The 26,961-nt window shown below is 39.0% G+C and carries 26 protein-coding genes and 1 pseudogene; 11 read left to right on the plus strand and 16 right to left on the minus strand.

From position 1 onward, the window contains the following. Nucleotides 1–2: 2 nt before the first annotated feature. Nucleotides 3–341 (minus strand): MerC domain-containing protein, encoded by a 339-nt coding sequence (locus tag HX13_RS10470; protein WP_050021024.1) that lies wholly within the window; start codon nt 339–341, stop codon nt 3–5. Between the two features lie 88 nt (nt 342–429). On the opposite strand from HX13_RS10470, the gene HX13_RS10475 reads away from it, so the two are divergent. Further along, complete coding sequence (locus tag HX13_RS10475) at nt 430–846, plus strand: Fur family transcriptional regulator (RefSeq protein WP_050021025.1); 417 nt, start codon at nt 430–432, stop codon at nt 844–846. An 82-nt stretch (nt 847–928) separates the two neighbouring features. Here HX13_RS10475 and HX13_RS24045 read toward each other — a convergent pair whose 3' ends face one another. Further along, nucleotides 929–1,105 (minus strand): hypothetical protein, encoded by a 177-nt coding sequence (locus HX13_RS24045; protein ID WP_238555230.1) that lies wholly within the window; start codon nt 1,103–1,105, stop codon nt 929–931. On the opposite strand from HX13_RS24045, the gene HX13_RS26355 reads away from it, so the two are divergent. Both HX13_RS26355 and HX13_RS10485 read left to right on the plus strand, forming a co-directional pair. Then, nucleotides 1,047–1,178 carry a hypothetical protein gene (locus tag HX13_RS26355; RefSeq protein WP_394367070.1) on the plus strand — a complete coding sequence of 44 codons (132 nt, stop codon included), beginning with the start codon at nt 1,047–1,049 and terminating at the stop codon, nt 1,176–1,178. The two genes, HX13_RS24045 and HX13_RS26355, sit on opposite strands and share 59 nt — an antisense overlap. A gap of 256 nt (nt 1,179–1,434) precedes the next feature. Beyond that, entirely contained in the window at nt 1,435–1,932 is a 498-nt protein-coding gene (locus HX13_RS10485; protein WP_050021027.1) for a hypothetical protein, read from the plus strand. Nucleotides 1,933–1,985: 53 nt separating this feature from the next. Here the strand turns inward: HX13_RS10485 and HX13_RS10490 are convergent, their stop codons facing one another. Continuing rightward, nucleotides 1,986–2,495 carry a GNAT family N-acetyltransferase gene (locus HX13_RS10490; RefSeq protein ID WP_050021028.1) on the minus strand — a complete coding sequence of 170 codons (510 nt, stop codon included), beginning with the start codon at nt 2,493–2,495 and terminating at the stop codon, nt 1,986–1,988. A gap of 207 nt (nt 2,496–2,702) precedes the next feature. Between HX13_RS10490 and HX13_RS10495 the strand changes: the two genes are divergently transcribed. From HX13_RS10495 to HX13_RS10505, 3 genes are all read left to right on the plus strand, one after another. Beyond that, nucleotides 2,703–4,097 (plus strand): aminopeptidase P family protein, encoded by a 1,395-nt coding sequence (locus HX13_RS10495; protein ID WP_050021029.1) that lies wholly within the window; start codon nt 2,703–2,705, stop codon nt 4,095–4,097. A gap of 125 nt (nt 4,098–4,222) precedes the next feature. Continuing rightward, nucleotides 4,223–4,441, plus strand: coding sequence for a hypothetical protein (locus tag HX13_RS10500; RefSeq protein WP_050021030.1), 219 nt, complete (start codon nt 4,223–4,225; stop codon nt 4,439–4,441). A gap of 192 nt (nt 4,442–4,633) precedes the next feature. After that, on the plus strand, nt 4,634–5,242 hold the full coding sequence (locus tag HX13_RS10505; protein WP_050021031.1) for a DNA-3-methyladenine glycosylase: 609 nt from the start codon (nt 4,634–4,636) through the stop codon (nt 5,240–5,242). A 174-nt stretch (nt 5,243–5,416) separates the two neighbouring features. Here HX13_RS10505 and HX13_RS10510 read toward each other — a convergent pair whose 3' ends face one another. The 4 genes from HX13_RS10510 to HX13_RS10525 all read right to left on the minus strand — a co-directional run bounded on the left by HX13_RS10510 (nt 5,417) and on the right by HX13_RS10525 (nt 8,234). Next, the gene (locus tag HX13_RS10510; protein WP_128572351.1) at nt 5,417–5,968 is read right to left on the minus strand and encodes a TlpA family protein disulfide reductase; all 552 of its coding nucleotides are present in this window, start codon (nt 5,966–5,968) and stop codon (nt 5,417–5,419) included. A 1-nt stretch (nt 5,969) separates the two neighbouring features. Next, the gene (locus tag HX13_RS10515; protein ID WP_050021032.1) at nt 5,970–6,398 is read right to left on the minus strand and encodes a hypothetical protein; all 429 of its coding nucleotides are present in this window, start codon (nt 6,396–6,398) and stop codon (nt 5,970–5,972) included. A gap of 95 nt (nt 6,399–6,493) precedes the next feature. After that, on the minus strand, nt 6,494–6,673 hold the full coding sequence (locus HX13_RS10520) for a hypothetical protein (RefSeq protein ID WP_050021033.1): 180 nt from the start codon (nt 6,671–6,673) through the stop codon (nt 6,494–6,496). Nucleotides 6,674–6,860: 187 nt separating this feature from the next. Continuing rightward, on the minus strand, nt 6,861–8,234 hold the full coding sequence (locus HX13_RS10525; RefSeq protein ID WP_050021034.1) for an aldehyde dehydrogenase family protein: 1,374 nt from the start codon (nt 8,232–8,234) through the stop codon (nt 6,861–6,863). Nucleotides 8,235–8,451: 217 nt separating this feature from the next. Here HX13_RS10525 and HX13_RS10530 point away from each other — a divergent pair, with 217 nt between their 5' ends. Both HX13_RS10530 and HX13_RS10535 read left to right on the plus strand, forming a co-directional pair. After that, complete coding sequence (locus tag HX13_RS10530; protein ID WP_050021035.1) at nt 8,452–10,110, plus strand: FAD-binding dehydrogenase; 1,659 nt, start codon at nt 8,452–8,454, stop codon at nt 10,108–10,110. Nucleotides 10,111–10,121: 11 nt separating this feature from the next. Then, nucleotides 10,122–10,926, plus strand: a pseudogene (locus HX13_RS10535) (SDR family oxidoreductase). Between the two features lie 27 nt (nt 10,927–10,953). Here the strand turns inward: HX13_RS10535 and HX13_RS10540 are convergent. From HX13_RS10540 to HX13_RS10555, 4 genes are all read right to left on the minus strand, one after another. Beyond that, nucleotides 10,954–11,733, minus strand: a complete 780-nt coding sequence (locus HX13_RS10540; protein ID WP_050021036.1) for a phosphatase PAP2 family protein — start codon at nt 11,731–11,733, stop codon at nt 10,954–10,956. A 310-nt stretch (nt 11,734–12,043) separates the two neighbouring features. Next, entirely contained in the window at nt 12,044–13,339 is a 1,296-nt protein-coding gene (locus HX13_RS10545) for a sensor histidine kinase (protein ID WP_050021037.1), read from the minus strand. Nucleotides 13,340–13,457: 118 nt separating this feature from the next. Then, nucleotides 13,458–14,072, minus strand: coding sequence for a response regulator transcription factor (locus tag HX13_RS10550; RefSeq protein ID WP_316931287.1), 615 nt, complete (start codon nt 14,070–14,072; stop codon nt 13,458–13,460). 57 nt (nt 14,073–14,129) lie between these two features. Further along, nucleotides 14,130–15,125, minus strand: coding sequence for an aldo/keto reductase (locus tag HX13_RS10555; RefSeq protein WP_128572356.1), 996 nt, complete (start codon nt 15,123–15,125; stop codon nt 14,130–14,132). 208 nt (nt 15,126–15,333) lie between these two features. Between HX13_RS10555 and HX13_RS10560 the strand changes: the two genes are divergently transcribed. The 3 genes from HX13_RS10560 (at nt 15,334) to HX13_RS10570 (ending at nt 19,716) form a co-directional block, all read left to right on the plus strand. Then, a complete protein-coding gene (locus HX13_RS10560) occupies nt 15,334–16,599 on the plus strand; it encodes an NAD(P)/FAD-dependent oxidoreductase (protein WP_050021408.1) in 1,266 nt (421 codons plus the stop codon). A gap of 57 nt (nt 16,600–16,656) precedes the next feature. Beyond that, entirely contained in the window at nt 16,657–17,655 is a 999-nt protein-coding gene (locus HX13_RS10565; protein WP_050021039.1) for an SDR family oxidoreductase, read from the plus strand. Between the two features lie 213 nt (nt 17,656–17,868). Further along, nucleotides 17,869–19,716, plus strand: a complete 1,848-nt coding sequence (locus HX13_RS10570) for a chloride channel protein (protein WP_050021409.1) — start codon at nt 17,869–17,871, stop codon at nt 19,714–19,716. A gap of 98 nt (nt 19,717–19,814) precedes the next feature. Here HX13_RS10570 and HX13_RS24050 read toward each other — a convergent pair whose 3' ends face one another. The 5 genes from HX13_RS24050 to HX13_RS10590 form a co-directional block, all read right to left on the minus strand. Beyond that, nucleotides 19,815–20,186 carry an aldo/keto reductase gene (locus tag HX13_RS24050; RefSeq protein ID WP_238555231.1) on the minus strand — a complete coding sequence of 124 codons (372 nt, stop codon included), beginning with the start codon at nt 20,184–20,186 and terminating at the stop codon, nt 19,815–19,817. Further along, a complete protein-coding gene (locus HX13_RS24055; protein ID WP_238555232.1) occupies nt 20,149–20,760 on the minus strand; it encodes an aldo/keto reductase in 612 nt (203 codons plus the stop codon). Before HX13_RS24055 ends, HX13_RS24050 begins: the two co-directional genes overlap by 38 nt. 113 nt (nt 20,761–20,873) lie before the next feature. Then, nucleotides 20,874–22,025: an efflux RND transporter periplasmic adaptor subunit gene (locus HX13_RS10580; RefSeq protein WP_050021040.1), complete on the minus strand. Its 1,152-nt coding sequence runs from the start codon at nt 22,023–22,025 to the stop codon at nt 20,874–20,876. A 6-nt stretch (nt 22,026–22,031) separates the two neighbouring features. Further along, the gene (locus HX13_RS10585; RefSeq protein ID WP_050021041.1) at nt 22,032–26,369 is read right to left on the minus strand and encodes a CusA/CzcA family heavy metal efflux RND transporter; all 4,338 of its coding nucleotides are present in this window, start codon (nt 26,367–26,369) and stop codon (nt 22,032–22,034) included. A 241-nt stretch (nt 26,370–26,610) separates the two neighbouring features. Beyond that, complete coding sequence (locus HX13_RS10590; protein WP_050021042.1) at nt 26,611–26,844, minus strand: hypothetical protein; 234 nt, start codon at nt 26,842–26,844, stop codon at nt 26,611–26,613. Nucleotides 26,845–26,961: the final 117 nt, after the last annotated feature.

Genomic DNA, 26,961 nt, shown 5'->3' on the forward strand with positions numbered 1-26,961 from the left:
TCTTAATGTTTATGGTTTTTAAAATTGATGCTATGAGCTACTATTAAACCCAGGGCGCCAATGTAAATCAAAGGAACATGAATTTCAAATAACAAATCAAGCCCTACTGAAACTGAAATAAGAAAAATTGAAACCCAAAACAACCATTTTAACCTTACATTCCTGATTGTCCTGGTTACCCGGTAAACAACAACGGCTCCGATCAGCAGAAAAGCCAGGTCTATATAAGGATTATGGGATATTCCCAAAGGAACGATCAGTAATAACGGGAAAATGATACAGTGAATGAGACATACAACCGCAGCGGAAATTCCTATTGTGTCAAGTATTTTTGATTTCATAAATAGGGAGATTTAAATTTCTTATAGTAACTTTGTTGCAAAAGTAGAAATTAATTTTTAAATAACGCAACTTTGTTGCATTAAAATAATGAAACAAGTCAGAAATACCCAGGCCAAAACTGAAATTCTTAATCTTATTAACAGTTCGGATATTGCCCTTACCCACTCGGATATTCAAAAGAAACTGGGTGATCTATGCAATAGAGTGACTATTTACAGAGTATTGGAAAGGCTCGAAAATGAAGGAGCTATTCATAAGATCGTTAATGTGGATGGTGTTGTTAATTTTGCAAAATGCAGCGGGAAATGTACGAATGAGCAACATTTTCATAATCATGTTCATTTCAATTGCAAAGAATGTCATTCCGTGACCTGCATAGAAAATGCAATCCCGGAAATTAGTTTACCTGAACATTTTGTTCCTCAGGACTATAATTTTATCATCAGCGGAATTTGCCCGAAATGTTCAGGGCATAAAATAACCAATTCATCGAAACATTTTTAATATGCTTCAATGTCAAAAAATAACACTTCAAAGCTTTTAATTTCCAATTGACGTAGAAAATAGCCCGGCGGGATGTACAAACTTAGTTGCTTTGTAATGAATAATTATATTTCATTACTATGACTAAGGGAAAATTAGGTGGCAAAAAGATACTGGGATTTATCCTGATGGGGTTGGGAATCTTATCCTGGATAATATTTCTGTTACTTTCCTTTTCCGATTTTCCCGATAAAGCAGCTACCGCTATACTGGTACTCATTACAGGAGAGGTTTTATTCATTATAAGTATTATCTTATTAAAGAATGCTGGAAAAGTGTCAAACAATCGATAATGCGATTCTTTATCCTGAAAAAAGAGATAAGTCAGAGTAAAAATCCTTCCTTACAATATTGGTAACCTCAATCTCCTTAACTCTTATCGGGATTTTTCAATCTTAACGTCTTCCCTTCAAAAAAACTGAAAGATAAACGGATTCCCAACAAAAATCTTATTCAGAATGGGTATAAATATGGCTCTATCCATACGATTCCGTTGAGAAAAGTAAAAAAAAATACTATTTTTATCGCCCGATAAAGAAAAGACTAATTATGCCGACCGACGCTTCTCATAAGCTGATCCCGATGACCACTTTCGTGATTGAATATTATTCAAGCGAAGGATATGCTGATCTTCAGATTTTAAATTTGATGAATAATTATGCCGTTTTTTTAAAGAAATCCCTTCATCTCGGGATGTTTGTTCCCGTTGATGAAAAAGGAAATGTACTTAAGGAGCCCAAAAATTATTCGTCCTGGAAATCCCTTGACCATAATGACGGGGAAAGAACAGATATTGCCGGATTTGAAGAATATGCAGCCTATCAAAAGGCAGAACAGAACTGCATGTTTGAAGGCTTTAAAGTAGATTATAACGGTTATTCGAAAGTGAGAATCATAGCTTCTTATGATCCTTCCATCGAGCTGTCTTTCAATAAAAATGACCTGATGCCTACCGGCTACAATGACATAGAATCACTCACCGTTTTTAGTGATATCTTTTTGACTTCTGCAGCTTTAAAAGTAATAGGAATCAAAAATAAACAATAAGCAATTAAGGAATAAAATACAGATTCAAAAAACCTTTACAACTGATAAAGGCTTTATTTGTCATTATCTGAGGTTTTTGAAAACACGAAATAAGCCAGCGTTGTATTTTCCCGTACCAGGTTATCAATCCTCTTAAATCCGCTTTTGGTAAGAACTTTTTGTGAGCCGATATTATCCGGATCCGTCACAGCGACAATATCTTTTTCCTGTTGTAATGAAAGACAATATTCAACGAGGGCTTTGCACACTTCTGTTCCGTGACCTTTTCCCCAGTAATTTTCTCCCAGTGTATATCCGATTTCTATCTGGTCCGGCCGGTCAAGGAATGTCCTGGCCAGGCACATCCCCATACAATCATTATTTACAGGATTGAAAATTCCCCATCTGCTGAATGGCCCTTCTTTATAATCAGCTATTGCTTTGTCAAACATTTCTTTATATTCTTCACGGGTTTTATAAGGAAGATAACGGGTAACATTTTCATTCTCAAAGAGTGCCGAAAAAAGAGTAAATTCTTCCGGAGTAAATTCCCGGATAATAAGGGTATCGTTTTTATAATGCATACATAATAATGTTTCTGCCAGGATTAAATGCTTCAGTAAAAGTAGGAAAATAAAGCAGAAAAACCTTTAGGATCAGAATTTATTCATCATAATGATTTACTCATTTTATTATTCAATACAGGATCACCTTTTATTTTCAGGAATAACAGCTGCAAATAGTACAAAATCGTACCTTTAAAGCTTAAAAATAAAAACTATTCATAATATATGTTTTCAGCACAAACTTATCAAGACAGAAGAGCAGTATTGCAAAGCAATATCGCTAATGGAATTTTATTGTTTTTAGGAAATATAGAGAACCCGGTAAATTTTGAACACAATCCTTATTATTTCCGTCAGGACAGTACTTATTTGTATTATTTTGGAATTCAGGAACCCAGGATTGCAGCTATCATTGATATTGATGAAAATAAGACCATTATTTTCGGAGACGAATTAAGTATAGATGATATCGTCTGGATGGGCAGGCAGGAAACCCTGAAAGAAAAAAGCCTGAAATCAGGAGTACAGGAAACTCTACCCTACGCGGAACTTTCTCAGTATATTCTGAAAGCGCAGGCTTCAGGAAGGAAAGTGCATTACCTGCCGCCTTATCAGTCTTTCAATAAAATTGTATTGGCTGATTTATTAAGTGTCAGAATAGCAGAACTGCAGCCGTCTGTGGAACTGATCAGGGCTGTTGTAAAACAACGCTCTATTAAGGAACCTCAGGAAATAGAACAGATAGAACAGGCAATCAATGTATCCAATGAAATGCATCTTTTAGCGATGCGCATGGGCAGGCCGGGAGTTAAAGAATATGAAATAGCCAATGCCATACAATATCTGGCAGCCAATAAGGAATGTCAGATGGCATACCCTCCCATTGTTACAATAAATGGTGGTATTCTTCATAACCACTACCGTCTTAACACGCTCAGAGAAGGAGATCTTTTCCTGAATGACTCAGGGGCTGAAACAGCAATGGGGTATGCCAGTGATTTAACCAGAACATTTCCTGTAAGTCCGGCTTTTACTACCCGGCAAAAAGAACTGTACGAAGTGGTACTGAATGCTTTTAACAATGCTCAACGTCTGCTGAAACCGGGAATCAGGTTCAAAGATATCCACCTGAAAGCTGCCCAGCATCTTGTGGAAGGACTTGTCGATCTGGGATTGATGAAAGGAAATCCCGAAGATGCCGTTAACAACCATGCCCATACGTTGTTCTTTCAATGTGGATTGGGACATATGATGGGGCTCGATGTGCATGATATGGAGGATCTTGGGGAACAATATATTGGCTATACTGAAGAAGAACCGAAAGATACCCAAACATTTGGTCTTAAATCCTTACGCCTGGGTAAAGCTTTGGAATCCGGATTTGTATTAACTGTTGAACCCGGTATCTACATGATCCCGGAGCTGATCGATATCTGGCAGTCTGAAAATAAGAATGCAGACTTTATTAATTATGATAAAGTAAATGAGTACCGGAACTTCGGGGGAATACGTATAGAAGATAATTTCCTGGTTACTGATGACGGCTACAGACTTCTTGGGAACGGCCTGATTAAAACCATCGAAGAGATTGAAAATTACAGAGCCGAACATTTGTCTTAACTCACAATTCTTCGGAAGAAAATAATTAGAGTCTCACAATCATGTGGGACTTTTTGGTTTAAATAAAGAAGATAACGGAGATTCTATTTTTATAAAATTTTCAGCTTTCTTCGTATCTTTGCCCAATGGAAAATCAGGAAGAAATAGAGAAACAAATACTAGAGATTGTCAGAGCTCAACATGAAAAAGACGGAGGCAATAACGGGGTTACTTTCGGTGCTTTTGATCATATCCTGAATATGTCAATTGAAGAAAGAAACAAGGTTCTGGAACGAATGGCAAAGGAAAAGAAAATCTTTATTTTTAACAGCCTGAATATGAGGCGAATTACACTGCCGAAATAAAATCCCCGGAATGCTCCGGGGATAATTGTGTCAAAAACTATATTTTTAAAAGTGATTCATAATGATATTTTTTAAAATGCAATGAATATGCCAAATTAATCACTATCAAATGATTTTTTTATTCATCGTTCATTATTTCTCTTTTCATAGGATTATCGTTAATTTTGAACCGGAAATACTAAAACTATTGATTTGAAACTACCACTCTCCTATTATTCTGATCAGGATGTTCTTTTTCTGGCTCAGGATCTCCTGGGAAAAGTTCTTTTTACCAACCTTAACGGTCAGATAACTGCCGGAATTATTGTAGAAACAGAAGCTTACTTCGGAATAAAGGATAAAGCCTCCCATGCCTATGGTGGCAGACGTACCAATAGAACTGAACCTTTATACAGCCATGGTGGCATTTCTTATGTCTATTTATGCTATGGAATACATTATCTCTTTAATGTGGTTACTTCAGTGGAAGGCGATCCTCATGCAGTTCTGGTAAGAGCCATAGAACCTTTAATCGGTAAAGAAATTATGGAATCCAGACGGAAAATGCCTGCTTCGAGGGCAGCTATCTCTTCTGGCCCGGGATCTGCAGCCAAAGCTTTGGGAATTGATCAATCTTTCAACAGAAAAGATCTGGGCGGAAATGAAATCTGGATTGAAGATCATGGGATTCAATATCCTCCGGAAGCTATTGTAGCCTCAACCCGCATAGGGGTTGCGTATGCACAGGAAGATGCACTTTTGCCATGGCGTTTTTTTGTTAAAAATAACAAGTACGTCAGCAAACCTAATACAGTATGTTAAAAGTTATCATTCCCTTTTCCATGCTGTCTGGTTTGCTCGTCGTTACATAAATCGTTGGTCTCCAGATCTTCTGATCATCAAAGAATAAATCTTCCAAATGAAATCTTTTATCTCTAATAGCTCTTATTCAGCAATATCTGCTTGCAGGAGCCAATCATTTTCAAATATTGAAATCTAAAACTCACATCTCCACTGAATGAATATAAAGATTATACCTCTTATTGCTGTTTCAGATTTTTGCTTAAAAAATTCTTCCAGTTCTTTATCATGGAGGTTTTTTGCGATAATGATGCCATTACCATCTATAATAAGATTAAAAGGGAGCTCCTCAATTCCATATGCTTTTGCTACAGGACTTTTCCAAAACTTCAGATCACTGATCTGTATCCAGCTGATTGCAAAACGGTCTATAGCCTTTTGCCAGCTTTCTTTGCTTTTATCTAAAGATACTCCTACAATTTCAAACGAATTATTTTTTACCTGGTCAGAAAACTGAGCATACAGTTTTTTAAGCTCAGGCTGCTCATTCACACATGGGGCACACCAGGTCGCCCAGAAATCGATGAGTACAAGTTTTCCTTTTAATGAAGAAAGCACAAATGAACTCCCGTCTGCCCGGGGCATCGTAATTTCCGGTGCTTTCTGGCCTATTTCCGTATTGTTCTGTGCGGACATAAGCCCTGAAATAAGAACTAAAAATACTATTGCAATCCGAATCATCTTCATACTAATCATTTGTAGGGTAATCTTTATCCAGCCAGTCTGCTTTGATACTTTTAGGGAGATTAAGCAATTTAGCATTTCTGAATCCCATTTCCATCAATAATCCAAATGCAGGACGAATATTAGGACACTTTACAAAAGGGCAACATCCGCAATAAATCACAACTTCTTTATCTTTGGGTATGCTTTTAAGATAATTTCTCAGTTTTTCCAGATTTTCAGGCTCGTGAGTGGGGCCAATGTCTACTGAGCCTTTGATAATAGCTTCAGGACCTACTGAAATAATCACCAGATCTTTAGTCTTGTTCTTAACAATTCTGGAAGCCAGTAAGGCAGGATCCATCAGCTGGTTTTCTCTCCAGGGATCCTGTTTTTGCTGTGCCTGACTAAATAGTGAGCAGACAAAGCAAACAATGATAAACAAATACTTCATACTTCTATTTTTCACAAAGATAAAAAGTTGAAACCTGAAAACAGAATATCAAAAACGGATATTTTTGTTTTTCAAAGACTATTTCAACAATTCAACTAATATTTCTTTGGAGTAACGTGGATCACATTGGCTGCTCCCGGTTCTATGACCAGCCGGGTTCCTGCTCCTCTTTCCTGCTCACGGCCCTGAATGGCAGAACCTGTAGCTAAAGTCACTTTTCCCTGAAAAGCCGGATGAACAGGGACAACCGAAATTTCGATCTCTTCCTCTTCCATCACTATGATAATCGACTCCGCTTCAATTAAGTGTTTTGTCCCGTCTTTTTTTTACCGCAAATATCTGATAAGGTATTATTTCATTCATTTCTTATTGATTTCTACAAAGATAGAAAGAGTCTTTATAAAAAAAGCTCAATACAGCTGATGTATTGAGCATAACTATGAAGTAATCCGGTAATCTATATCAACTAAATATACTTAAATTCTTAGCGATATCTTTTCCTGCATACGGAGGGAAAACATCAAGCTCCAGGTCAGGGTTTCCTACCAGCATTGCTTTGGTATTGCTTAAAGCATCAAATCCAGCTTTCCCATAATATTTGCCCATTCCTGAGTAGCCTACGCCACCAAAAGGCAGGCTGTCTATCCAGCAATGCAAATTCGTCTGATTAACACATCCTCCTCCGAAAGAAACCGAATGAAGAAAATAGTCTATATTTTGTTGATTTTTACTGAAGATATATGCTGCTAATGATTTGGGTTTACGCTTGATAATATTGGTAATCTCTTTTAAATCAGAATAAACCAGTACAGGTAATACAGGTCCGAAAATTTCCTGCTGCAATGCAGGATCTTCCCACGTGCTGGGAAAAAGGACAGTAGGTTCCACGTATCTGTTGCCCACATCATAACGTCCGCCGATTACTACTTTTTCAGGGACAATATAGGAGGCAACTCGCTCTGTATCACGCTCACTGATCATTCGGGCAAGATCCGGACTTTGCTGAGGATCTTCTCCGTACATTTTACGAATAGAAGCCTTCAGTTTTTCAATAAATTCATCAGCAATACTTTCATGTACATAAACATATCCGGGAGCAATACACCATTGCCCGGAAATAGCATTATGTCCCCAGGCAATCCTGTCCACGGCAATATCAATATTTGCAGTTTCATCAACTACAGTAGGATTCTGGCCGCCCAGTTCCAGAATAACCGGAGTAAGATTTTCAGCAGCAGCACGCATAACCACTTTTCCCACATCAGAACTTCCGGTAAAGAAAATAAAGTCAAAAGATAACTGGAGCAGTTCCGTAATTTCATTTCTTCCGCCGGTAACTGTTGCTACTGCATCGGGCTCGAAATACTTCGGGATAAGCTCCTGAAACAATTGAGCTACTTTTGGTGTTGTATTGGCGGGCTTTAAAATTACCGTATTGCCAGCAGCAAGTGCTGCAATAGCCGGATCCAGCAAAAGTAATACAGGAGCATTGAAGGGTCCTATTACCAAAGTTACCCCATAAGGCTCCTTATAGATCATTCCGCTATTCCCGGTATCTTCAAGTCCTTTTGGAATTTCAACCGGCTGGGGAGCCATAAGCTCCCGGAGATTTTCTTTATAGTATTTTATTACTCCTAATGGAACTGTAATTTCAAATAACTGCTCAAAAGGAGGTTTGCCAAAATCCTCCGCAAGAGCCCTGCAAAAAGATTCCTGGTTTTCTGTGAGAAATTTCTCCATCCGGTTCAGCTGATCCATACGCCACTCATAGGTTTTTGTATCGTCTGTAAAGAAAAACTCTCTTTGGGTATCGAAAATGTTCTGGTATTTATTCATGATTTTGTATTTTGGTGTATAGCAAAGTTATAGAAACAAGGGAGTTATGTATGGTGTACTTTTCGGAAGTTTATAAAAAGTGATAACCGGAACAGGCTAAATTTAATGCTGGTATTGCCGTGAGAAGATTGTTATACCGCAACCTTGTTATTAATTTTAATTATAGTCTAAAATTGCTAATTTTATACTAAATAACCCAGAATAAAATATCAATACCATGGAAGATCAATTCCAACCGGATGCCATTATCATAGGAACCGGGCTCGCAGGGCTTACTGCTGCTATGGAAATAACCAATGCAGGAAAAAAAGTTTTGCTGCTCGATCAGGAAACGGAAGAAAATATCGGAGGACAGGCATTCTGGTCTTTTGGAGGACTTTTTTTGATCAATTCGCCGCAACAGAGAAGAATGGGTATCAAAGATTCCTATGATCTGGCTTTACAGGATTGGAAAGGTACGGCAGGATTTGACCGTAAAGAAGATTACTGGCCCCGTAAATGGGCTGAAGCTTATCTGAAGTTTGCTGCCGGTGAAAAATACCAGTATATTTCAAAATTGGGAATTAAACTCATGTTTATGGTAGGATGGGCGGAACGGGGGGACGGTTCTGCCTATGGTCATGGAAATTCGGTGCCCAGGTTTCATGTGAGCTGGGGTACAGGAACCGGAGTAGTAAAACCTTTTGTGGAAAAAGCATATCAGGCTAAAGAAAAGGGACTCCTGCAGATGAAATTCAGGCATAGAGTTACCGGACTGAATATAGAGCATGGGAAAATAAAAGGAGTAAAAGGGGATATTCTTGAAGCTGATTTAAAAAAAAGAGGAGAACCCACCAGCAGAAATGTCGTTTCACATTTTGAGTATACGGCTCCTCATGTTATCATTGCCTCAGGAGGAATTGGAGCCAATCATGAACTGGTCCGGAAAAACTGGCCCGAAAGGCTGGGAAAAGCACCGGAAAATATGGTGTGCGGCGTTCCGGCGTATGTAGACGGAAAAATGATTGGCATTGCAAAAAATTCCGGTGCTCACATTATCAATCCTGACAGGATGTGGCATTATACGGAAGGTTTACAAAATTGGGACCCCATCTGGCCCAGCCATGGAATCCGGATATTGCCAGGGCCTTCTTCCCTATGGTTTGACGCTAAAGGGAACCGCTTGCCAGCACCGTTTCTACCGGGATTCGATACTTTAGGAACTCTGAAATATATACAGGAAACAGGATTTTCTTACTCCTGGTTTATCCTGACTCAAAAAATCATTAAAAAAGAGTTTGCCCTTTCAGGATCCGAGCAGAATCCTGATATCACCAATAGGGATTACACCCTTTTCATGAAAAGGATTTTTGGTAAAAAAGCCCCGGAACCTGTAGAAGCTTTTAAAGAACACGGGAAAGACTTTGTCGTATCGGATAACCTTAAAGATCTGGTAGAAAAAATGAACCTTTTATCCGGGAACCGGCTGCTGGATTATGAAAAGATAAAAGCTCAGATTGAAGCCAGAGACCGGGAATTAGATAACACATTCTCAAAAGATACCCAAGTGAATTACATCCGCAATACCCGGAATTATTGGGGAGATAAACTGGGCCGCGTTGCTCCTCTACATAAAATATTGTCTCCTGAAAACGGACCTTTGATCGCCGTACGTCTCAATATATTAACACGTAAAACCCTGGGAGGGATAAAAACCAATCTGAATGCGCAGGTCTTAAGAGAAGATGAAAGTGTCATCGAAGGATTGTATGCTGCAGGAGAAGCGGCTGGTTTTGGAGGTGGCGGAATGCATGGCTACAGGGCATTGGAAGGAACTTTCCTCGGAGGTTGTATTTTTTCGGGAATGGTGGCAGGAAAATATATCGCAGGATTATAAAATTTATCAGAATGAACACCTATTTTAACAATAAAACGATATGGATCACAGGAGCCTCATCGGGCATCGGAGAAGCTTTAGTGAGAGAGCTGGCACTGAAAAGCAACGCAAAAATTATCCTTTCATCAAGAAATGCAGATCAATTATATCATGTTGCTGAAAAATCAGGGTTAAAAACTGATCGGTATGCAATAATCCCTTTAAACCTGATGAACTACAAAGAAATGCCCGGTATTGCAGCCCTGGCCATTGAAAAATTCGGAAAGATTGACCTCCTTATCAATAATGCAGGGCTGTCCCAGCGCTCGTTAGCCATAGAGACCGATATAGAAGTTGATAAACGTTTGATGGATGTAGATTTTATCGGCACAGTGGCACTTACCAAAGCTATCCTCCCCTATATGATTCAAAATGGAGGCGGTCAGATCGCTGTAGTTTCCAGTCTTATGGGAATATTTGGCGCCCCTATGCGAAGCGGTTATGCCGCTGCTAAACATGCTCTGCACGGATTCTTTGATGCCCTGCGTGCAGAGCTTTACAATGATAAAATCAGGGTGACCATTATTTGTCCCGGCTTTATACAAACTGATATTTCTATTCATGCTGTTACCGGCAACGGTTCACAGCAGGGAACAATGGATGATGCCACAAAAAAAAGGAATGCCTGTGGATATTTTTGCAGGGAAGATGCTGAAAGCAATTGAGCAACAAAAGAATCAGAAAGCCATTGGTGGTAAAGAAGTAATAGGGGTTTATCTGAAAAGATTCTTTCCTGCTTTGCTGGCAAAGGTTGTCCGAAAAGCAAAAGTAGTTTAGCAATATATTCTGTTCTATACCTGTACTCTAAAAGTTCTTTATCACTCCTATCCCTACAGCTTTATTCTGATAGAATGGCATTATCATTGCAGAAGATTGGTTTTTATTTTTCTTTCCGGTCAGCAGGTTGTTGATCCTTGGAAAGAGCCAGTAGGCCAGTTCTGTAGACAGGATCCCAAAACCGGTGCCGGCAACTACATCCCCGAGCCAGTGTTTGTCATTCAGCATCCGGTATACTCCTGTAAAGATCGCAAAAGGATAACCGGAAAGGCTTAGCCATATATTGGTATCCTTATATTCCCTGAACATGAACTGGGCATTTGAAAACGCTGTAGCAGCATGACCGGAAGGAAAAGACATCGTATTGGAACGGTCAGGCCTCTCCTCCTTAACCATATACTTCAGAGGAAGTGTAAAAGCCGCTGCTATTAACTGTGAAGAAGCATAAATGATAGTCCGGTCCCTTAAATTATATTTCCCCTTTACTCCTGCAAGATTGAGCCCATACACAATTAGTCCCGGAGCATACTGGGTATAGTCATCAAATTTGACGCGGGTCGGCTGATGTTCATCAATTTCAATTTTTGTATCTCTATTAAGTTCCTTCAATCCTCTTACAGATAACCCTGCTACTCCATATCCGATAAAAGCCGCCGGAATAATCAGACTTTTATAATTCAGGGTGCTCTTTTGAATAGTGGTAGCCATGATACTGTCCTGTTTCGGATTTTTAACTGCAACCGTATCATTTCCCTTTGCACTGATCTTACTGAAAGCTGATATCAAAATAATTAAATAAATCAGCATTTTTTTGACTGTGTTTTTTCATCTTTGACTGTATTATTGAACTTCAGTGATAAGTATAAACCCCTGGAAGATTAGCCGTAGTAAAGGGCAAAGCAAACCACAAAAGTTCTTCCGGTGGATGTGTTTTTCAGAAACAACAATCCGGGCGGCAGAACCGGTAAAAGTGCCTATTGCCCGAAGGACTCCTGAAAATAAGAGAAAAATATTAGGTATCATGTTCTAAATAAAGTTACACATCCTTAGATTTTTCAATTCAAAGGTGTAATCTGATTTAGAAGAAATTTTGAATTTCCAGATTTCCGGTGCTTTTTTAAGATAATTTTAACCTTATTGAAAATACATGGTTATTGTTCTCAAACATATAACCGGCAGTCCAATGATGGAACCTGCAAATCTCCTGGATAATAGATAATCCAAGACCACTCCCGTTATTATCTGCCGATAATTTGGAAAATCTTTTAAATAATAATCCGGTATTGAGTTTCTCTGTTCCTGAATTAGAAACTTCAAAGACAGAATCTGTCAGCTGTATAGAAATTGTTCCTCCCGGAGAAGTATGGCGGATTGCATTAATGATCAGGTTACTGATCATTATTTCAGTTAAAATACTGTTACCGCTGACCCGGATATCAGATGCAATCTGTTTCTGTATAATAATATTTCTCTGTTCAAAATGTTCCTGAAGAATTTCTATGCTTTGGCAAAGCAGATTATCAAATGAAATAATTTCCGAATTGTCAAACTGATTATTGTCTATTTTAGCCAGCAATAAAAGGTTTTTATTAATCCGGGAACTTCTTGTGAGGGCTTTATTCATATCTTCAGCGATCCTGTATTGCCTTTCGGTAAGATCCTGGTCCTGCATCAGGATATCCAGCTTATTCTTGATAATGGCAAGCGGGGTCTGAAGTTCATGGGAAGCATTTTCTGTAAATTCTTTTTGGGTTTTATAAACAGAAATATTACGTTCTATCAATTTATAAAGAGATTCGTTAAGCTCTTCAAATTCAGCAGTGTCTGAAGCCGGAAATGAGATTGTTTTCTGGCTGTTGAGATTAAATGTTTTCAGACGGTCCAGGGTTTCCCGGAATGGTTTCCAGACTGATGATGACAGCCTCCTGTTCAAATATAGTAAGCCTACAACAATGATGATAAAGAAAAGAATGGTGATCATGGCAATAATGCCCATAGTCTCATGAGATTCTTCAATATTGGTCTGTATGGTAAAAAGATAAGGTTTATCCTGAATATAAACAACTTTCTTAAGGCACCGGTAACGTTCCTTTTTCTTATCAGAGATAAAAGGAAGTTGCTTTTCACTCGTATAGACACTGTCTTTCCTGATCCGGTCCGCAGAAATTTTTTCAATATTGGTTTCAGGCTGGATATGATTCCAAAGTTTCAGGCTCGTTTCCAGCTGGTCATCGGATAAATGTAATTGTTTGAATTCATATGCCGTTTTTTCTACTATAAGCTGATTATGCTCATCCAGCTCGCTTTTCCAGATCATATCTATCACCCAATAATACACCGGAATACTGATCATCAGAACAATAAGAACATAAATAAGGAAAGGCTTGGTTGTTTTGCTTAATAGAGGTTTCAAAATAAATAGGAATTATGAATGTAATCCGGAAGGATGTAAAGTTATCTAGAGATTTATCTATGTTTCCCATTTATAGCCGGTTCCATACATTGTTTTAAGATAATGCCCACAGCCGGCATCATATAGTTTTTTTCTTCAGATTTTTCACATGGGCATATACGAAATCATGATTATCCAGCATATCGGCAAAATCACCGGATAAATGTTCTGCTAAAGTACTTTTAGAGATTACTTTATTTTTGTTTCCAATAAAATAGATCAGAAGGTCAAACTCTTTTTTGGTAAGGCAAATGTTTTCCTCATGAACAGACACTTTCTTAGCCAGCAGATCAATCTGTAATTCATTTTGCTTAATGGTATTGGAGCTGCTGAACTGTTTTCTGCGGATGATAGAATATATTCTTGCCATCAGTTCAGAAAGATGAAAAGGTTTGGTAAGGTAATCATCCGCACCAAGTTTCAGTCCGTTAATTTTATCATCCAAAGCATTTTTGGCAGAAATAATGATCACACCGTCCTGCTTATGTTGTTTTTTTATTTCTTCCAGAATTTTAAGGCCGTTTCCATCAGGAAGCATGATGTCCAACAGAATGCAGTCATAATGAAACATTTCTATTTTATTCATTGCTTCACTGAAGGTATTGGCCGCTTCACAGAGATAACTCTCTTCAGAAAGATATTCTGAGATACTTCTGGCAAGCTGTGTTTCATCTTCAACAATTAAAATTTTCATCCTTGTAAATTAGCTTTAAATTTTGAAGAAATTTTGAAGAAAGATTTTCATGATACGTTATTCCCTTGATGGAACCTGAGCTTTTTCATAGATCAGGCCTTCAGCTTTTAATTCCTTCCAAAAATCAAAAGGAATAGGCGTTTCAAAAGCTTTCATATTATGCTGTACCTGTTCAGGAGTGCTGGCTCCCGGAATAATAGAAACAAATTCATCGGCTGCAAGCACAAAATGGATAGCCGCACTGATGAGATCAATATTATATTTCTCTGCTATATTAGCAATTCGTGATCGCTTTTCAGCCATTCCTTTCGGAATTACGTCCTTATAATTATAACGTTCCCTTCCTGCTATGTATCCTGAATTGTATCCTGCTCCTGAAACTAATTTCACACCTGCTTTTTTAACCGCAGGAAGAAGTCTGTCGACCGCATCTTCATGTTCCAATATCGAATACTGGGTGGCAGAAAGGCAAATGTCCGGATCTGCAGATTCAATACAATCCAGAATCGGTTCAATTTTGTTTACTCCCATTCCCCAGGCTTTAATAATTCCCTGGTCACGAAGCTCAGAAAGCACTTTAAAAGCCCCTTCCCTGGCTTGCTTCAGAAAATACGGATAGCGGTCTCCTACCTGATCTTCAGACAAATCATGAATATAAACAATATCAATATAATCCAACCCGGATCTCTGCAGACTGTCTGCAATTGATTTCTTGATAGCATCAGCCGTATAATCATGTTTGAAATCGTAATTCAAAGGGTTTTTCCACATCGTCGGAGGAACTTCCGATTCGGGAACTTCATGAAAAAGTCTTCCTACTTTTGTTGAAAATATAAAATCCTTCCTGTTTTTGCTCTTCAGAAAATCTCCGAACCTTCTTTCACTTTTCGTGAGCCCGTACCAGGGGGAAGTATCATAGTATCTGATTCCCGAATTCCATGCGGCATCCAGTATTTTGCGGGCCTGTTCATCGGTTACATCTTCAAAAGCTGTACCTATTGCTACGCCCCCTATTCCCAGTCTGTGGCTTTCTGTTAAAATCTGTGGCTTCATATGTATATTTTTGATGTTGGTCATAGATAACCTGCAAACATCGTGCAGATATCGGTAAAACAGAATCGGCCGGAAGTCTTTACGCTATGGCTTGTCCGGATAAATACAGATATTTTTATATTCCCTTATGTTATGTTAAATATTTGTATTATACCTTATTTGGTCCTGTTCTTGAATGAATATAAGACACCATTTCAATCAAATTATTATGAAAAAGCATATTCTGGTCGTAGGAGGAGGATTTGCCGGCATTAACCTTATCAAATCTCTCAAAAATGACAAAAGGTTTAAAATAACGCTGGTAGATCAAAATAACTATCACTTTTTTCCACCACTTATCTATCAGGTGGCTACTTCTTTTATTGAAGCTTCCAATATCAGCTATCCTTTCCGTAAATTATTTTCTGAGAGTAAGAATGTAAATTATCATATGGGTAAACTTGTTCAGGTATATCCTGACAAAAAGACCATAGAAACAGATACCGGAACATTAAGCTATGACTATCTTGTTTTAGCCATGGGCACAGAATCCAATTTTTTTGGAATGGAAAACGTTCAGAAATGTGCCTTACCTATGAAAACTATAGAAGAAGCGCTTTATCTGAGAAACCATATCCTGTTAACATTTGAAGAAGCTTCCCGGAATAAAGATATGGAAAAAGCAGAGCGGCTTCAGAATATTGTCATTGCAGGTGGCGGGCCTACTGGTGTGGAGCTTGCGGGAATGCTTGCTGAAATGGGAAAATATATTGCACAGAAGGAATATCCTGAAATTAAATTAGGACTTTCCCATCTCTACCTTATTGATGCCTTGCCTTCCCTGCTTTCCCCGATGAGCGATCTTGCCAAGAAAACCGCTTATCAGACCCTGGAAGAACTTGGGGTAAAAATTCTTTTAAACGTTTCAGTAAAAGACTATGTAGACGGTAAAGTCATTTTAAGTGACGGACGGTCTATTGAAACAGAAACACTGATCTGGACTTCAGGGGTGATTGGCAGGGAAGTTCATGGTGTGCCGGAAACAAGTATAGGAAAAGGAAGACGTTTACTGGTGGATGCTTACAACAAGGTCGAAGAAACCACAAATATCTATGCAGTAGGAGACCTTTGCCTGATGCTTTCTGAAGAAAAATATCCGAAAGGACACCCTCAGCTTGCGCAGGTTGCCATTCAGCAAGGAAAAAATCTAGCTGCCAATTTTAAACGGATAGAAGATGGGAAAGTCCTGGAACCTTTCCGGTATAATGATAAAGGCAGCATGGCTATAATCTCAAAATATAATGCAGTAGTAGACCTTCCCAAATATTCATTTAAAGGGTTTGTTGCATGGCTTACCTGGCTTTTTATCCATATCATTCCCCTTGTTGGTTTTGGAAGTAAAATCCGGCTCGCTTTAGACTGGCTACGATTATTTATTACCAATAATCCTTCCATAAGGCTTATTCTTTTTCCTAAAAGGAATACCGGAAACTGATCAGAAGAATATTTCAGATAATAACAATAATAACAGAACACCTTAAATCCAACTGATATGAAAAATCAAAGAAAACCTCCGTTTTTTGGAGAAACAGTAGTGATCACAGGAGCATCCAGTGGAATCGGTATGGCCACTGCGGAAGCTTTTGCAGAACAAGGAGCAGATCTGGTTCTTGCGGCACGGGGTGAGGAGGCCCTTAATGAAACAGCAAAGACATGCAGGAAATTTGGAGTAGAAGTACTTGTGGTGCCTACTGACATTTCTGTGGCCGAAGAGGCTCACCGTCTTGTAGAAGAAGCCCTTGCTTTCAGTGGAAAAATTGATTATTGGGTTAATAATGCAGGCGTTTTAGCTTTTGGGAAATTTGAGGAGATCCCTTCAGAGGTTACCGATCAGATTGTAAAAACAAACCTCTTAGGCTATATGCACTCAGCACATGCTGTTTTACCTGTTTTTAAACGACAGAAAAAAGGAGTGTTGCTGAATAATATCTCAATTGGCGGATGGATGCCTGCTCCTTATGGTACAGCCTATACCGCATCAAAATATGGAATCCGCGGAATGGTGGAAACCCTGCAGGGTGAGGTTTCTGATTTCCCCAATATTCACATTTGTGCACTGTATCCCGGATTCCAAAGATCATCAGGAATAGGGCATGCAGCCAATTATTCAGGGATACAATTAAGCACACCTCCCCCATCATTTGATCCCCGTCGTTTAGCTGCAGCCATCGTAAGAACAGCTAAAAATCCTGTAGAGGCCTCTTATCCGGACTGGTCTGCAGTAGTCTTTAAAAATTTATATGAAATCTGTCCTGGCGTCATCCGGTACGTTTCTTCCGCTGCAGTAAGACTGCTTATGAAGAAGGCACATAAAGGAGAAAATACAGAAGGTAATGTTTTGGAGGCTTCAAAAGGAAATACGGGAATTTACGGGAAAAGTCTTGTTTCTGTTTCTTCCGGGACATTAACTTGGGCTGCTGCAGGAATTATAGGCCTCATTGCAGCCGGATTCCTGTTTTCAGGAAAATCAAAAAAATTGGCTAAACCGTAAAAACTGCAACAGATTTCGAGCATACAATATATAAACATATTACCTTATTTTAATTAATAATCCACACCCTAATCTGCTGTAAATTATAAAGTTACCCAAGGTAACCCAAAACGAAAAGTGTAGTGTAAGGGAACCTGGTATGAATTTTTTTGGCAGATATTTCATAAATTTACAGTGTTGTATCAGATTATTGCAACATTAAAATTCTTCCAAGTGAAAATTCACAACAAAAAAAAATACCTGAGTTTCCTTAAATTTAAAAGAGATTTCCAGAAATACGGACTGGAAAAAGCACGCAGCTATGAACTTATCTTGCATTGGCTGAACAACAGGCTGAGCAGGAATCAGTTTCTTGTTCTATCGGGTATTCTGGTAGGGTGTACTGCAGGGCTGGCAGGAGTTATTCTGAAAACCCTCGTACATAATATACACTATTTTATCACGAATAAAGTTCACTTTGAATATCAGATATTATTCTATATTGTTTTTCCTTTTTTAGGAATAGTGCTTACCACCTTGATTGTTATAACTTTGTTTAAAGGACAGGACCGTAAAGGAATTGGAGCGATTTTATATGAAATTGCACAAAACTCCAGCATTGTAGCTTCTGTGAAAATGTATTCACAGGTCATACAAAGTGCGGTTACGGTTGGATTAGGTGGCTCTGCCGGACTCGAAAGTCCTATCGCCGTTACCGGAGCTGCAATTGGTTCTAATTATGCCCAGACCTACAGACTGAACTATAAAGAACGCACCCTGTTACTGGCAGCCGGCGCTACGGCTGGGATAGCCTCTGCATTTAATGCTCCTATTGCCGGGATTATGTTTGCTTTTGAAATCCTGCTGACCGGTGTTGTTTTTACAGACTTTATCCCGTTAGTGGTGGCCGCAGTCTGTGGAAGTCTTCTATCCCGGGTTTTGCTTCAGGAAGATGTCCTTTTCAGGTTTTATACAAGAGATCCTTTTAATTACAAAAACGTTCCTTATTACCTTATTCTGGGGATAGTCACCGGCTTATATGCCCGTTATTTTGTTGTTATTTCCCAAAAGGTGGAGCATTTTATAAAAGGACTCCGGCTTTCAAGGATGCGTAAGGCTATGTTCGGAGGAGCTGTATTGTCCCTTCTGTGTGTTCTGTTTCCGCCATTATTTGGGGAAGGTTATGAAACGGTAAAAGCTTTTACCAACGGTGATACTTATTCTATTATCGAAAACAGCCTTTTCAGGTATTTTGAAATCGGAGACTGGACAATCATTATATTTTTAATTCTGGTATTGCTTTTGAAAGCCTTTGCAACCTCTTTTACCATATTCAGTGGTGGGAATGGCGGAAATTTCGCGCCTTCTCTTTTTGCAGGGGGTACATTGGGCTATTTATTTGCTCTGGTCTGTCAGCATTTGGGGTTTACAGATGTTCCGGTAACAAATCTTGTTCTTGTAGGAATGGCGGGCGCCATGAGCGGTGTACTCTATGCCCCGCTTACAGCCATATTCCTGATTGCAGAATCCAGTTTTGGATATGACCTGTTTATTCCCCTGATGATTGTAGCGGTAATGTCGTACCTTATTGCCAAATGGTTCTCTCCTATTTCTCCGGAGTTGAAATCTCTGGCTGATGAAGGTAAAATTTTCACGAATAAACACGACAAGAACCTTCTTTTTGCCTTAAGAACAGAAGATTTTATCGATCAGTATTCCCAGATGATTTATGAAAATGCGACAGTCACGGAGCTGTTTGAGCTTGTAAAAAGTGGAAATAAAAACATTTTTGCTATAACAGATGAACATAAGAAACTGAAAGGTGTGCTTACATTAGATGATATCAGGCCTTATCTTTTTAATAAGGAGATAGATCCGCTGCAAACGGTATCTCAAATTATGAAAGCACCGCCTGCTATTCTTCACCGTGAAAATAAACCGCTGGATATCCTTCAGACTTTTGATGATACCGGTGTATGGAACCTTCCGGTAGTAAATACGGATAATGATTTCATCGGATTTATTTCAAAGTCGTCTATTCTTATGAGCTACAGGCAACTGCTGAAAGAATATTCAGACTAAAAATGACAAAATCCGTTCAATATCAGAACGGATTTTTTTATATTGACCTACAAAATTTGCCAGTGAAGATTTCGCCTTATATAGAAATCTTTGGAAGATTAATGGCTTGCCTTATTAAGACAATCAAGATCTTCCTGATCTAAAACCAGTTTGGGAGCATTGAACAGGGTATCAAGCTGAGCTGCACTCGTAGCACTTACAATGGGTGCTGTGATCAAAGGATTAGCTAATAGCCATGCCAGGGCGACTGTGCTTTGCTGTGTATGATGCTTTTCACTGACCTGATCCAATGCTTTTAAAACATCCCGCCCTTTAGGAGTTAAATATTTTCTTACCCCTTCACCTCTCGGGCTTTTGGTAAAGTCTGATTCTTCACGATATTTACCTGTTAAAAAGCCGGCTGCAAGAGACCAGTATGGAAATACACTCAGGTCAAATTCCTTTACCAAAGGAGCGTAATTTTTTTTCAAAACCTTCTCTTTCCATCAGGTTGTAGTGAGGCTGTAAAGCCACATATTTAGGAAGATTGTTTTTCTCAGCAGCATCAAAAGAAGCTCTCAAGCGTTCCGGGGAAAGATTGGAGGCCGCAATATAGCGCACTTTCCCAGCTTTGATAATTTCATCATATGCCGAAAGTGTTTCTTCTACAGGAGTAACATTGTCATCAAAATGTGTGTAATAAATATCAATATGATCGGTCTGGAGTCTTTGCAGAGACTCATCTACCGATTGAAGGATATGTTTTTTGCTGATGTCAAAACCATGTTCTTTGGTTTCTGATCCTACTTTGGTAGCCAATACGATATCATTACGATTGGAGCGGTTTTTCATCCATTTACCGATGATTTCTTCAGATTGTCCGCCCTTACCGTTTACCCACCATGAATACGTGTCTGCAGTGTCTACAAAATTAAATCCCGCTGCAGTAAACCGGTCTAATATATCAAAAGACTGTTTTTCGTCCAGCGTCCATCCAAAAACATTTCCTCCGAAATTAACAGGTGCTACTGTTAAATCAGTATTTTTGATTTTTCTTTTTTCCATAAATGAATTGTTATTATAAATACTAAGGAAGCCCTAAGATAAGCAATATAGCGCAGGATTCCTGATTCAAAATAGGCATCCCGGTTATAGTTATTATAAATAAAACTATATTATTACTCTGCTTTATTCTTAAGCATCATCAGAAGGCTATAGGCTCCTTTCTGCACAATCTTTTTATCTTTTAATATTTCCGGTTTTAATATTTCAGTAAACTGATCATCAGAAATCCCGGTAGTAACCTGGACCATCTTATAATCTGATTTTCCGAGATCTTCAAAAACATAGTTTTTATTTTCAAAAGAGACTACGGCTTCGTTAGGCAATCCTTGTGTATATCTGCTGCTGATATTCACTTCAGCATTCACATACATTCCTTTTATAAATTCTGAATGGGGAGATGAAAGTTGAGCCACAGCAATCGCTGCCCCGCCAGCCTCAATACTTGGAACAACACTTACAATCCTGGCATTGGATTTCACATCAGGATTCCGGTTGTTGTAAACTACAATCTCCTGACCTGTTTTGATATCATTCACATCATTTTCAAAAACTTTTAATTCCAGAAGCAACCCCGTAGGATTGATCAGCTCAAATAAAGTATCAGCCGGGTTGATGTACTGCCCGTTATTAACTAGAATTTTACTCACAAAACCACTGAAAGGAGCATATATATTAATTTTACTCCTGATATTTCCAGCTGTTAATCCTTTTGCATTAATCCCGATAATGCGTAGCTTCTCTTCCAGTCCTTTTAAAGTAGCATTCAGGGTAGAATAATCAGCCTGGGCGGTCTGCAGCGTTTTATCACTGCTTGCCTTGCTGGTATTAAGGTCTTTCTGACGGTTGTAATTAAGCCTCGCGGCTTCAAGCTGTGCTTTGGTGACAAGATAATCCTGCTGCAGCTGTATAAATTGTGGATCTTCCACAACTGCCAATACCTGGCCTTTATTGAAGTGGCTCCCGTTGATCACATTGATCGACTTGATATGCCCGCCCATAATACTGGAAACGGAACTGATATGGGAGGGCGAAATTTCCGCTTTACCGTTCAATCTTACCAGTTTTTCCATATTCCTGCTCTGGATGGTAGTTGTAGTCAGCCCTACCGATTGAACCTGTTTTTCTGCCAGATGAACCGTATTTTCACTGTTTTTGGTAAATTTCGTATTTTCATATACTGTTTTCTCCTCTTCCTTCTTTCCTGAACATGAAGATAAAACAAGTGTTGCAGCGAGACTGTATATTGATATTTTTCTGAATTGCATTCTGTATTATTTTGAAAGTAAAAAATTAAGCTCTGCCCCTATTTGATTCAGTTTTTCCAATTGATCGATATAATCAGCTTTGGTTTTTACAGCCTGATTTACCAATATTACCCAGCTCAGGTAATCAATTTCACCGACATCCATTTGCTTCTGGGCTGTTTTTAAGATCGTTTCAGATTTTGGAAGTTGTTTCTGCTCATAATTTTCAATGATTTTCTGCTGGTTGGCATAATTGCTGACCTGTTGGCTCAACCGGTTTTTGAGTTCAATTTCTTTCCGGTGATATTCATTTTCCGAGATCGCTATTTTTGCCTGTGCAGCTTTCGCCAAAGCCCGCTGACCTTTGGTAAATAATGGAATCCCCACTCCAATCTGGACAGAGTTAAAGCGGTTATTATTAATATTTTTCATACTCTGATTGGTATACCCTAAAAGAAGTTCAGGAAGTAATTTGCTTTTTTCGAGCTGAACTTCGGCTTCCCCTACTTTAATTTGCTGTTGTAAATATTGAAGTTCGGGATGTTGCTTTACCATGTCTTCAGAAATCTGAAGATTAATATCCATAACCGCTTTGTCTGAAACAGGCTGATAAGCTTTTTCAGACTGAAGCAGTAACTGGAGCTGCAGTCTGGCAATATTCAGGTCATTTTCCAGATTGTTCAGTTGTATTTTTATTTGTTCTTTCTGAATTTCAGCGGTTGATTCTTCTAAAATATTGGCTTCTCCTTTTTTAAGTCTTAGCCCTGCTTTATCAGCAAAATTATTGTATAATTGACTGATATATCCGAGTACTTGTTTCTTTTCCTGAAGGACCAGGATTCTGTAAAAAACATCTGTTACTTCTTTTATCAACTGCGCTTTTGTAAGATTTTGATTGATAACACTTGCCGTCCATTCCGCATCCAGCATTTGTTTTCTCTTTGAATATACGGTTGGAAAACTGAACCTTTGGGAGATAGCTAATGAATTATCCGTTTCTTCCCCCTGAATCTGGCCGAATCCTCCAGTCACTTCCAGTTGGGGAATATCCAGGTAACTTGCTTTTAATTTTTCCTGATATTCGGAAATCAATTTTGTTGTTTTAAGGGTGCCGTTTTGCTGTAACGCTTTTTCCAGCGCCTGTCCATAGCTTATATTTTCCTGGGCCTGCATTCCTCCGAAAGACATCAGCAACAGGAAGACAGATAGTTTTTTATAGTTTGTTGTTTTAGGGAATTTCATTTTGTCTTTATTAATATGTTCAAATACAACGTAAAGGATGGGAAGTACAAATAAGGTTAAAAGGGTTGCCAGCATCAGTCCTCCGATTACTACCGTAGCCAAAGGTCTCTGAACTTCAGCACCCGCTCCGTTACTCAGGGCCATAGGTAAAAAACCTAATGAAGCTACAAAAGCTGTCATTAAAACCGGACGGAGCCTGATTCTTGTTCCCATCAGTACAATTCTGCCGGTATTGGTTATGCCATTATGTTTCAACCGGTTAAATTCTGATATCAAAACAATTCCATTAAGTACGGCAACACCGAATAAGGCAATAAATCCTACTCCTGCACTGATACTGAATGACATTCCCCTTAACGCAAGGAAATAGACTCCTCCAATCGCTGATAACGGAATTGCCGTATAGATAAGTAAACTGTGTTTCACAGATCCAAAAGCAAAAAATAAGAGCAGGAAAATCATCACCAAAGAAATCGGAACAGCTACTCCCAGTCTCGCTTTGGCCTCATTTAAATTTTCAAAAGCTCCTCCATACGAAATGGTATAGCCGGGAGAAAGTTTCAGCTTTTTACCTGCTTTCTGCTGAAGTTCCTCTACAATGCTCTGAACATCCCTGCCCCTTACATTAAAGCCTACAACAATCCTTCTTTTGGTATCTTCCCGCTGAATCTGATTGGGACTGTTTTTAAGCTCTACTTTTGCGAGCTGAGATAATGGAATCTGTTCTCCGGAAGAAGTGGGTACCAATAAATTGCGGATACTGTTAATATCTTTTTTGTACGCATTATCCATACGAACCACGATATCAAACTTCTTTTCTCCTTCATACAGGGCTCCGGCAGTTTGTCCTGCAAAGGCCATATTGATAACCCTGTTGATTTCCGCTACGGAAATATTGTAACGGGAGAGTTCTGAACGGTTATAATCAATAACAACCTGTGGTGCTCCAACTACCGGTTCCAGATACAGATCCTGAGCACCCTTTACCGTATTGATGATGCTCCCAAGCTGCCTGGCATACGAGGCAAGGCTATCCAGATCTTCTCCATAGATTTTACATACCACATCCTGTCTTGCGCCGGTCATCAGCTCATTAAAACGCATCTGTACCGGAAACTGGAATCCGGTAGTCAGTCCTGGAATAACTTTTAAGGCATCACTCATTTTCTTGGATAATTCAGGGAACGATGTTGCAGAGGTCCATTCTTTCTTTGGTTTCAGGACAATGATCATATCTCCCGCATCCATTGGCATTGGTTCTGTAGGAATTTCTGCACTTCCGATTTTGGTTACCACTTTTTCTATCTCGGGAAACTGCTTTAGAAGGATATTGGCAGCCTGAGTCGTTACTTTTTTAGTTTCGTTGATATTACTTCCCTGGAGGATCCTCATTTCGACAGCAAAGTCACCTTCTTCAAGCGATGGAATAAACTCTCCTCCCATCCTGGAAAGTGTAAACACTGCTCCTGCAAAAAGGACCAGCACACTTAAAATAATGGTTTTTCTGTATTTAAGGGCTTTCATCAGAAGCTTTTGATGGCCTGCTTCTACTTTTGCCATTACTTTGTCGGAGATATTCTCTTTTTCCTTTTTCTTTCTGCTCAGAACCAAAGAGCTCATCATGGGAATATACGTTAAAGAAAGCAGGAAAGCTCCGATCAGGGCGAATGCAACAGTCTGCGCCATGGGCTTGAACATTTTCCCCTCAATTCCCTGAAGGGTAAAAATAGGAAGATAAACGATCAGGATAATAATTTGTCCGAAAACGGCACTGTTCACCATTTTAGTTGCAGAACCAGACACCTGTCCATCCATTTCTTTTTTGGTAAGCCTGTTATCCGGTCCGAAATGCTTTTTATGAGCAAGCTGGTGAAGCACCGCTTCCACAATAATAACGGCACCATCTACAATAAGGCCGAAATCCAGTGCTCCAAGACTCATCAGGTTTCCTCCCACTCCAAAAATATTCATCATAATGATGGCAAAAAGCATCGACAAGGGAATTACCGAAGCCACCAATAATCCTGCCCTGAAATTTCCCAGGAATACCACCAGTATAAAAACAACAATTAAAGCACCTTCCATCAGGTTTGTTTTTACGGTACTTATGGTATTGTTGACCATTTTGGCCCGGTCAAGGAAAGGTTCAATAACCACTCCTTCAGGCAAAGAGTCCTGGATTTTTTCCAGTCTTTGCTTGATGTTGGCAATCACTTTATTAGCATTCTCACCTTTAAGCATTAATACAATAGCTCCGGATACTTCCCCCGTATCGTTATAAGTCATTGCTCCATATCTGGTTGCATACCCTGTTTTAACGGAAGCTACATCTTTAATAAGAACGGGGATGCCATCCTTTGTTTCGGAAACCTGAATGTTTCCTATGTCCTCAGTGCTTCCCAAAAGCCCTTCACTCCGGATGAACAAAACCGTTTCCTGCTTTTCAATATAGGCTCCGCCGGTATTCTGGTTATTTTTTTCCAGTGCAGCGAAAACATCATTGATATTGATATTATAAGCCTGCAGCTGATTAGGGTTGATGGCAATTTCATATTGTTTCAGCTTCCCTCCGAAACTACTGACATCTGCTACTCCTTTGGTCCCAAGCAATTGCCTTCTCACGACCCAATCCTGTATGGTTCTCAGCGCTGTTTCATCATAAACATTTTCGTAGCCTTTTTTAGCCCTTACCACATATTGGAAGATTTCACCCAATCCGGTGGAAATAGGTCCTAGTTCGGGCTTTCCGATTCCTTCGGGAATATTCTCCTGAACAAGCTGCAAACGCTCCTGAACCTGTTGACGGGCCCAGTAAACATCTGTATTGTCATCAAAAACCACCGTTACCAGGGAAAGCCCGAACCGCGAGAAGCTACGGAGTTCGGTGATTCCGCTGATGTTGCTTGTAGCCTGCTCAATCGGAAAGGTGACAAGACGTTCTATATCGGCTGCTCCGTAAGAAGGGGCTGTAGTAATAATTTGCACCTGGTTATTGGTAATGTCAGGCTGCGCATCAATAGGAAGTTTTGTAGTCTCATATACTCCAAAAAGAATGAGACCTGTTGTAAACAAGGCAATGATGAGTTTATTCTTTACAGAAAACTCAATAATTTTATTTAACATGAAAAAAAATTAATTGATAATCGGAAGTGTTTTTATAAAAGTAACAATGATTACATTTATAATACACAAAAGATTAATGGATATAAAATACGATTTCTTTGCATTAAGAAGAGCTTAACACATTGATTTTCAATATAGATTAAATCAAGAAAACCGTGGTGGCTGGAAAATCCGGGAAAGGTAAAGGTTGGAAAAGTCTTTTTCCTGGTAAATACTGTTTTTCTGAGAAACCGTAACTTCCTTAGGTTTTTTTTATTTCAAAACTGATTTCAGGAAGCTGGGCATATACAGTGAGTACTATAGGTGGATTGATAAAAGGCAGTTTTTGATCGGTATCCCAATCAGCATCCTTTTTATGATTATCGTAATGTTCTATGACAAATTCTGAAAAACTTCCGTGATATTCCATAAAATGTTCTACAAACATAGGCACTTTAAGAACTTCCGCCGTGTTGGTGGTAGCAAATGCATACATTATCGAACATAATATAGAGAACCATTTTAACATTGTACTGCAAATATAAGGCTTAAATTTTTCCTGAAATGGCTCTTATATTAATTTTTTCAACATTTTTATAGAATATAGATTCGC

This window comes from Chryseobacterium sp. P1-3, assembly GCF_000738495.1.
Taxonomy (GTDB): domain Bacteria; phylum Bacteroidota; class Bacteroidia; order Flavobacteriales; family Weeksellaceae; genus Chryseobacterium; species Chryseobacterium gallinarum.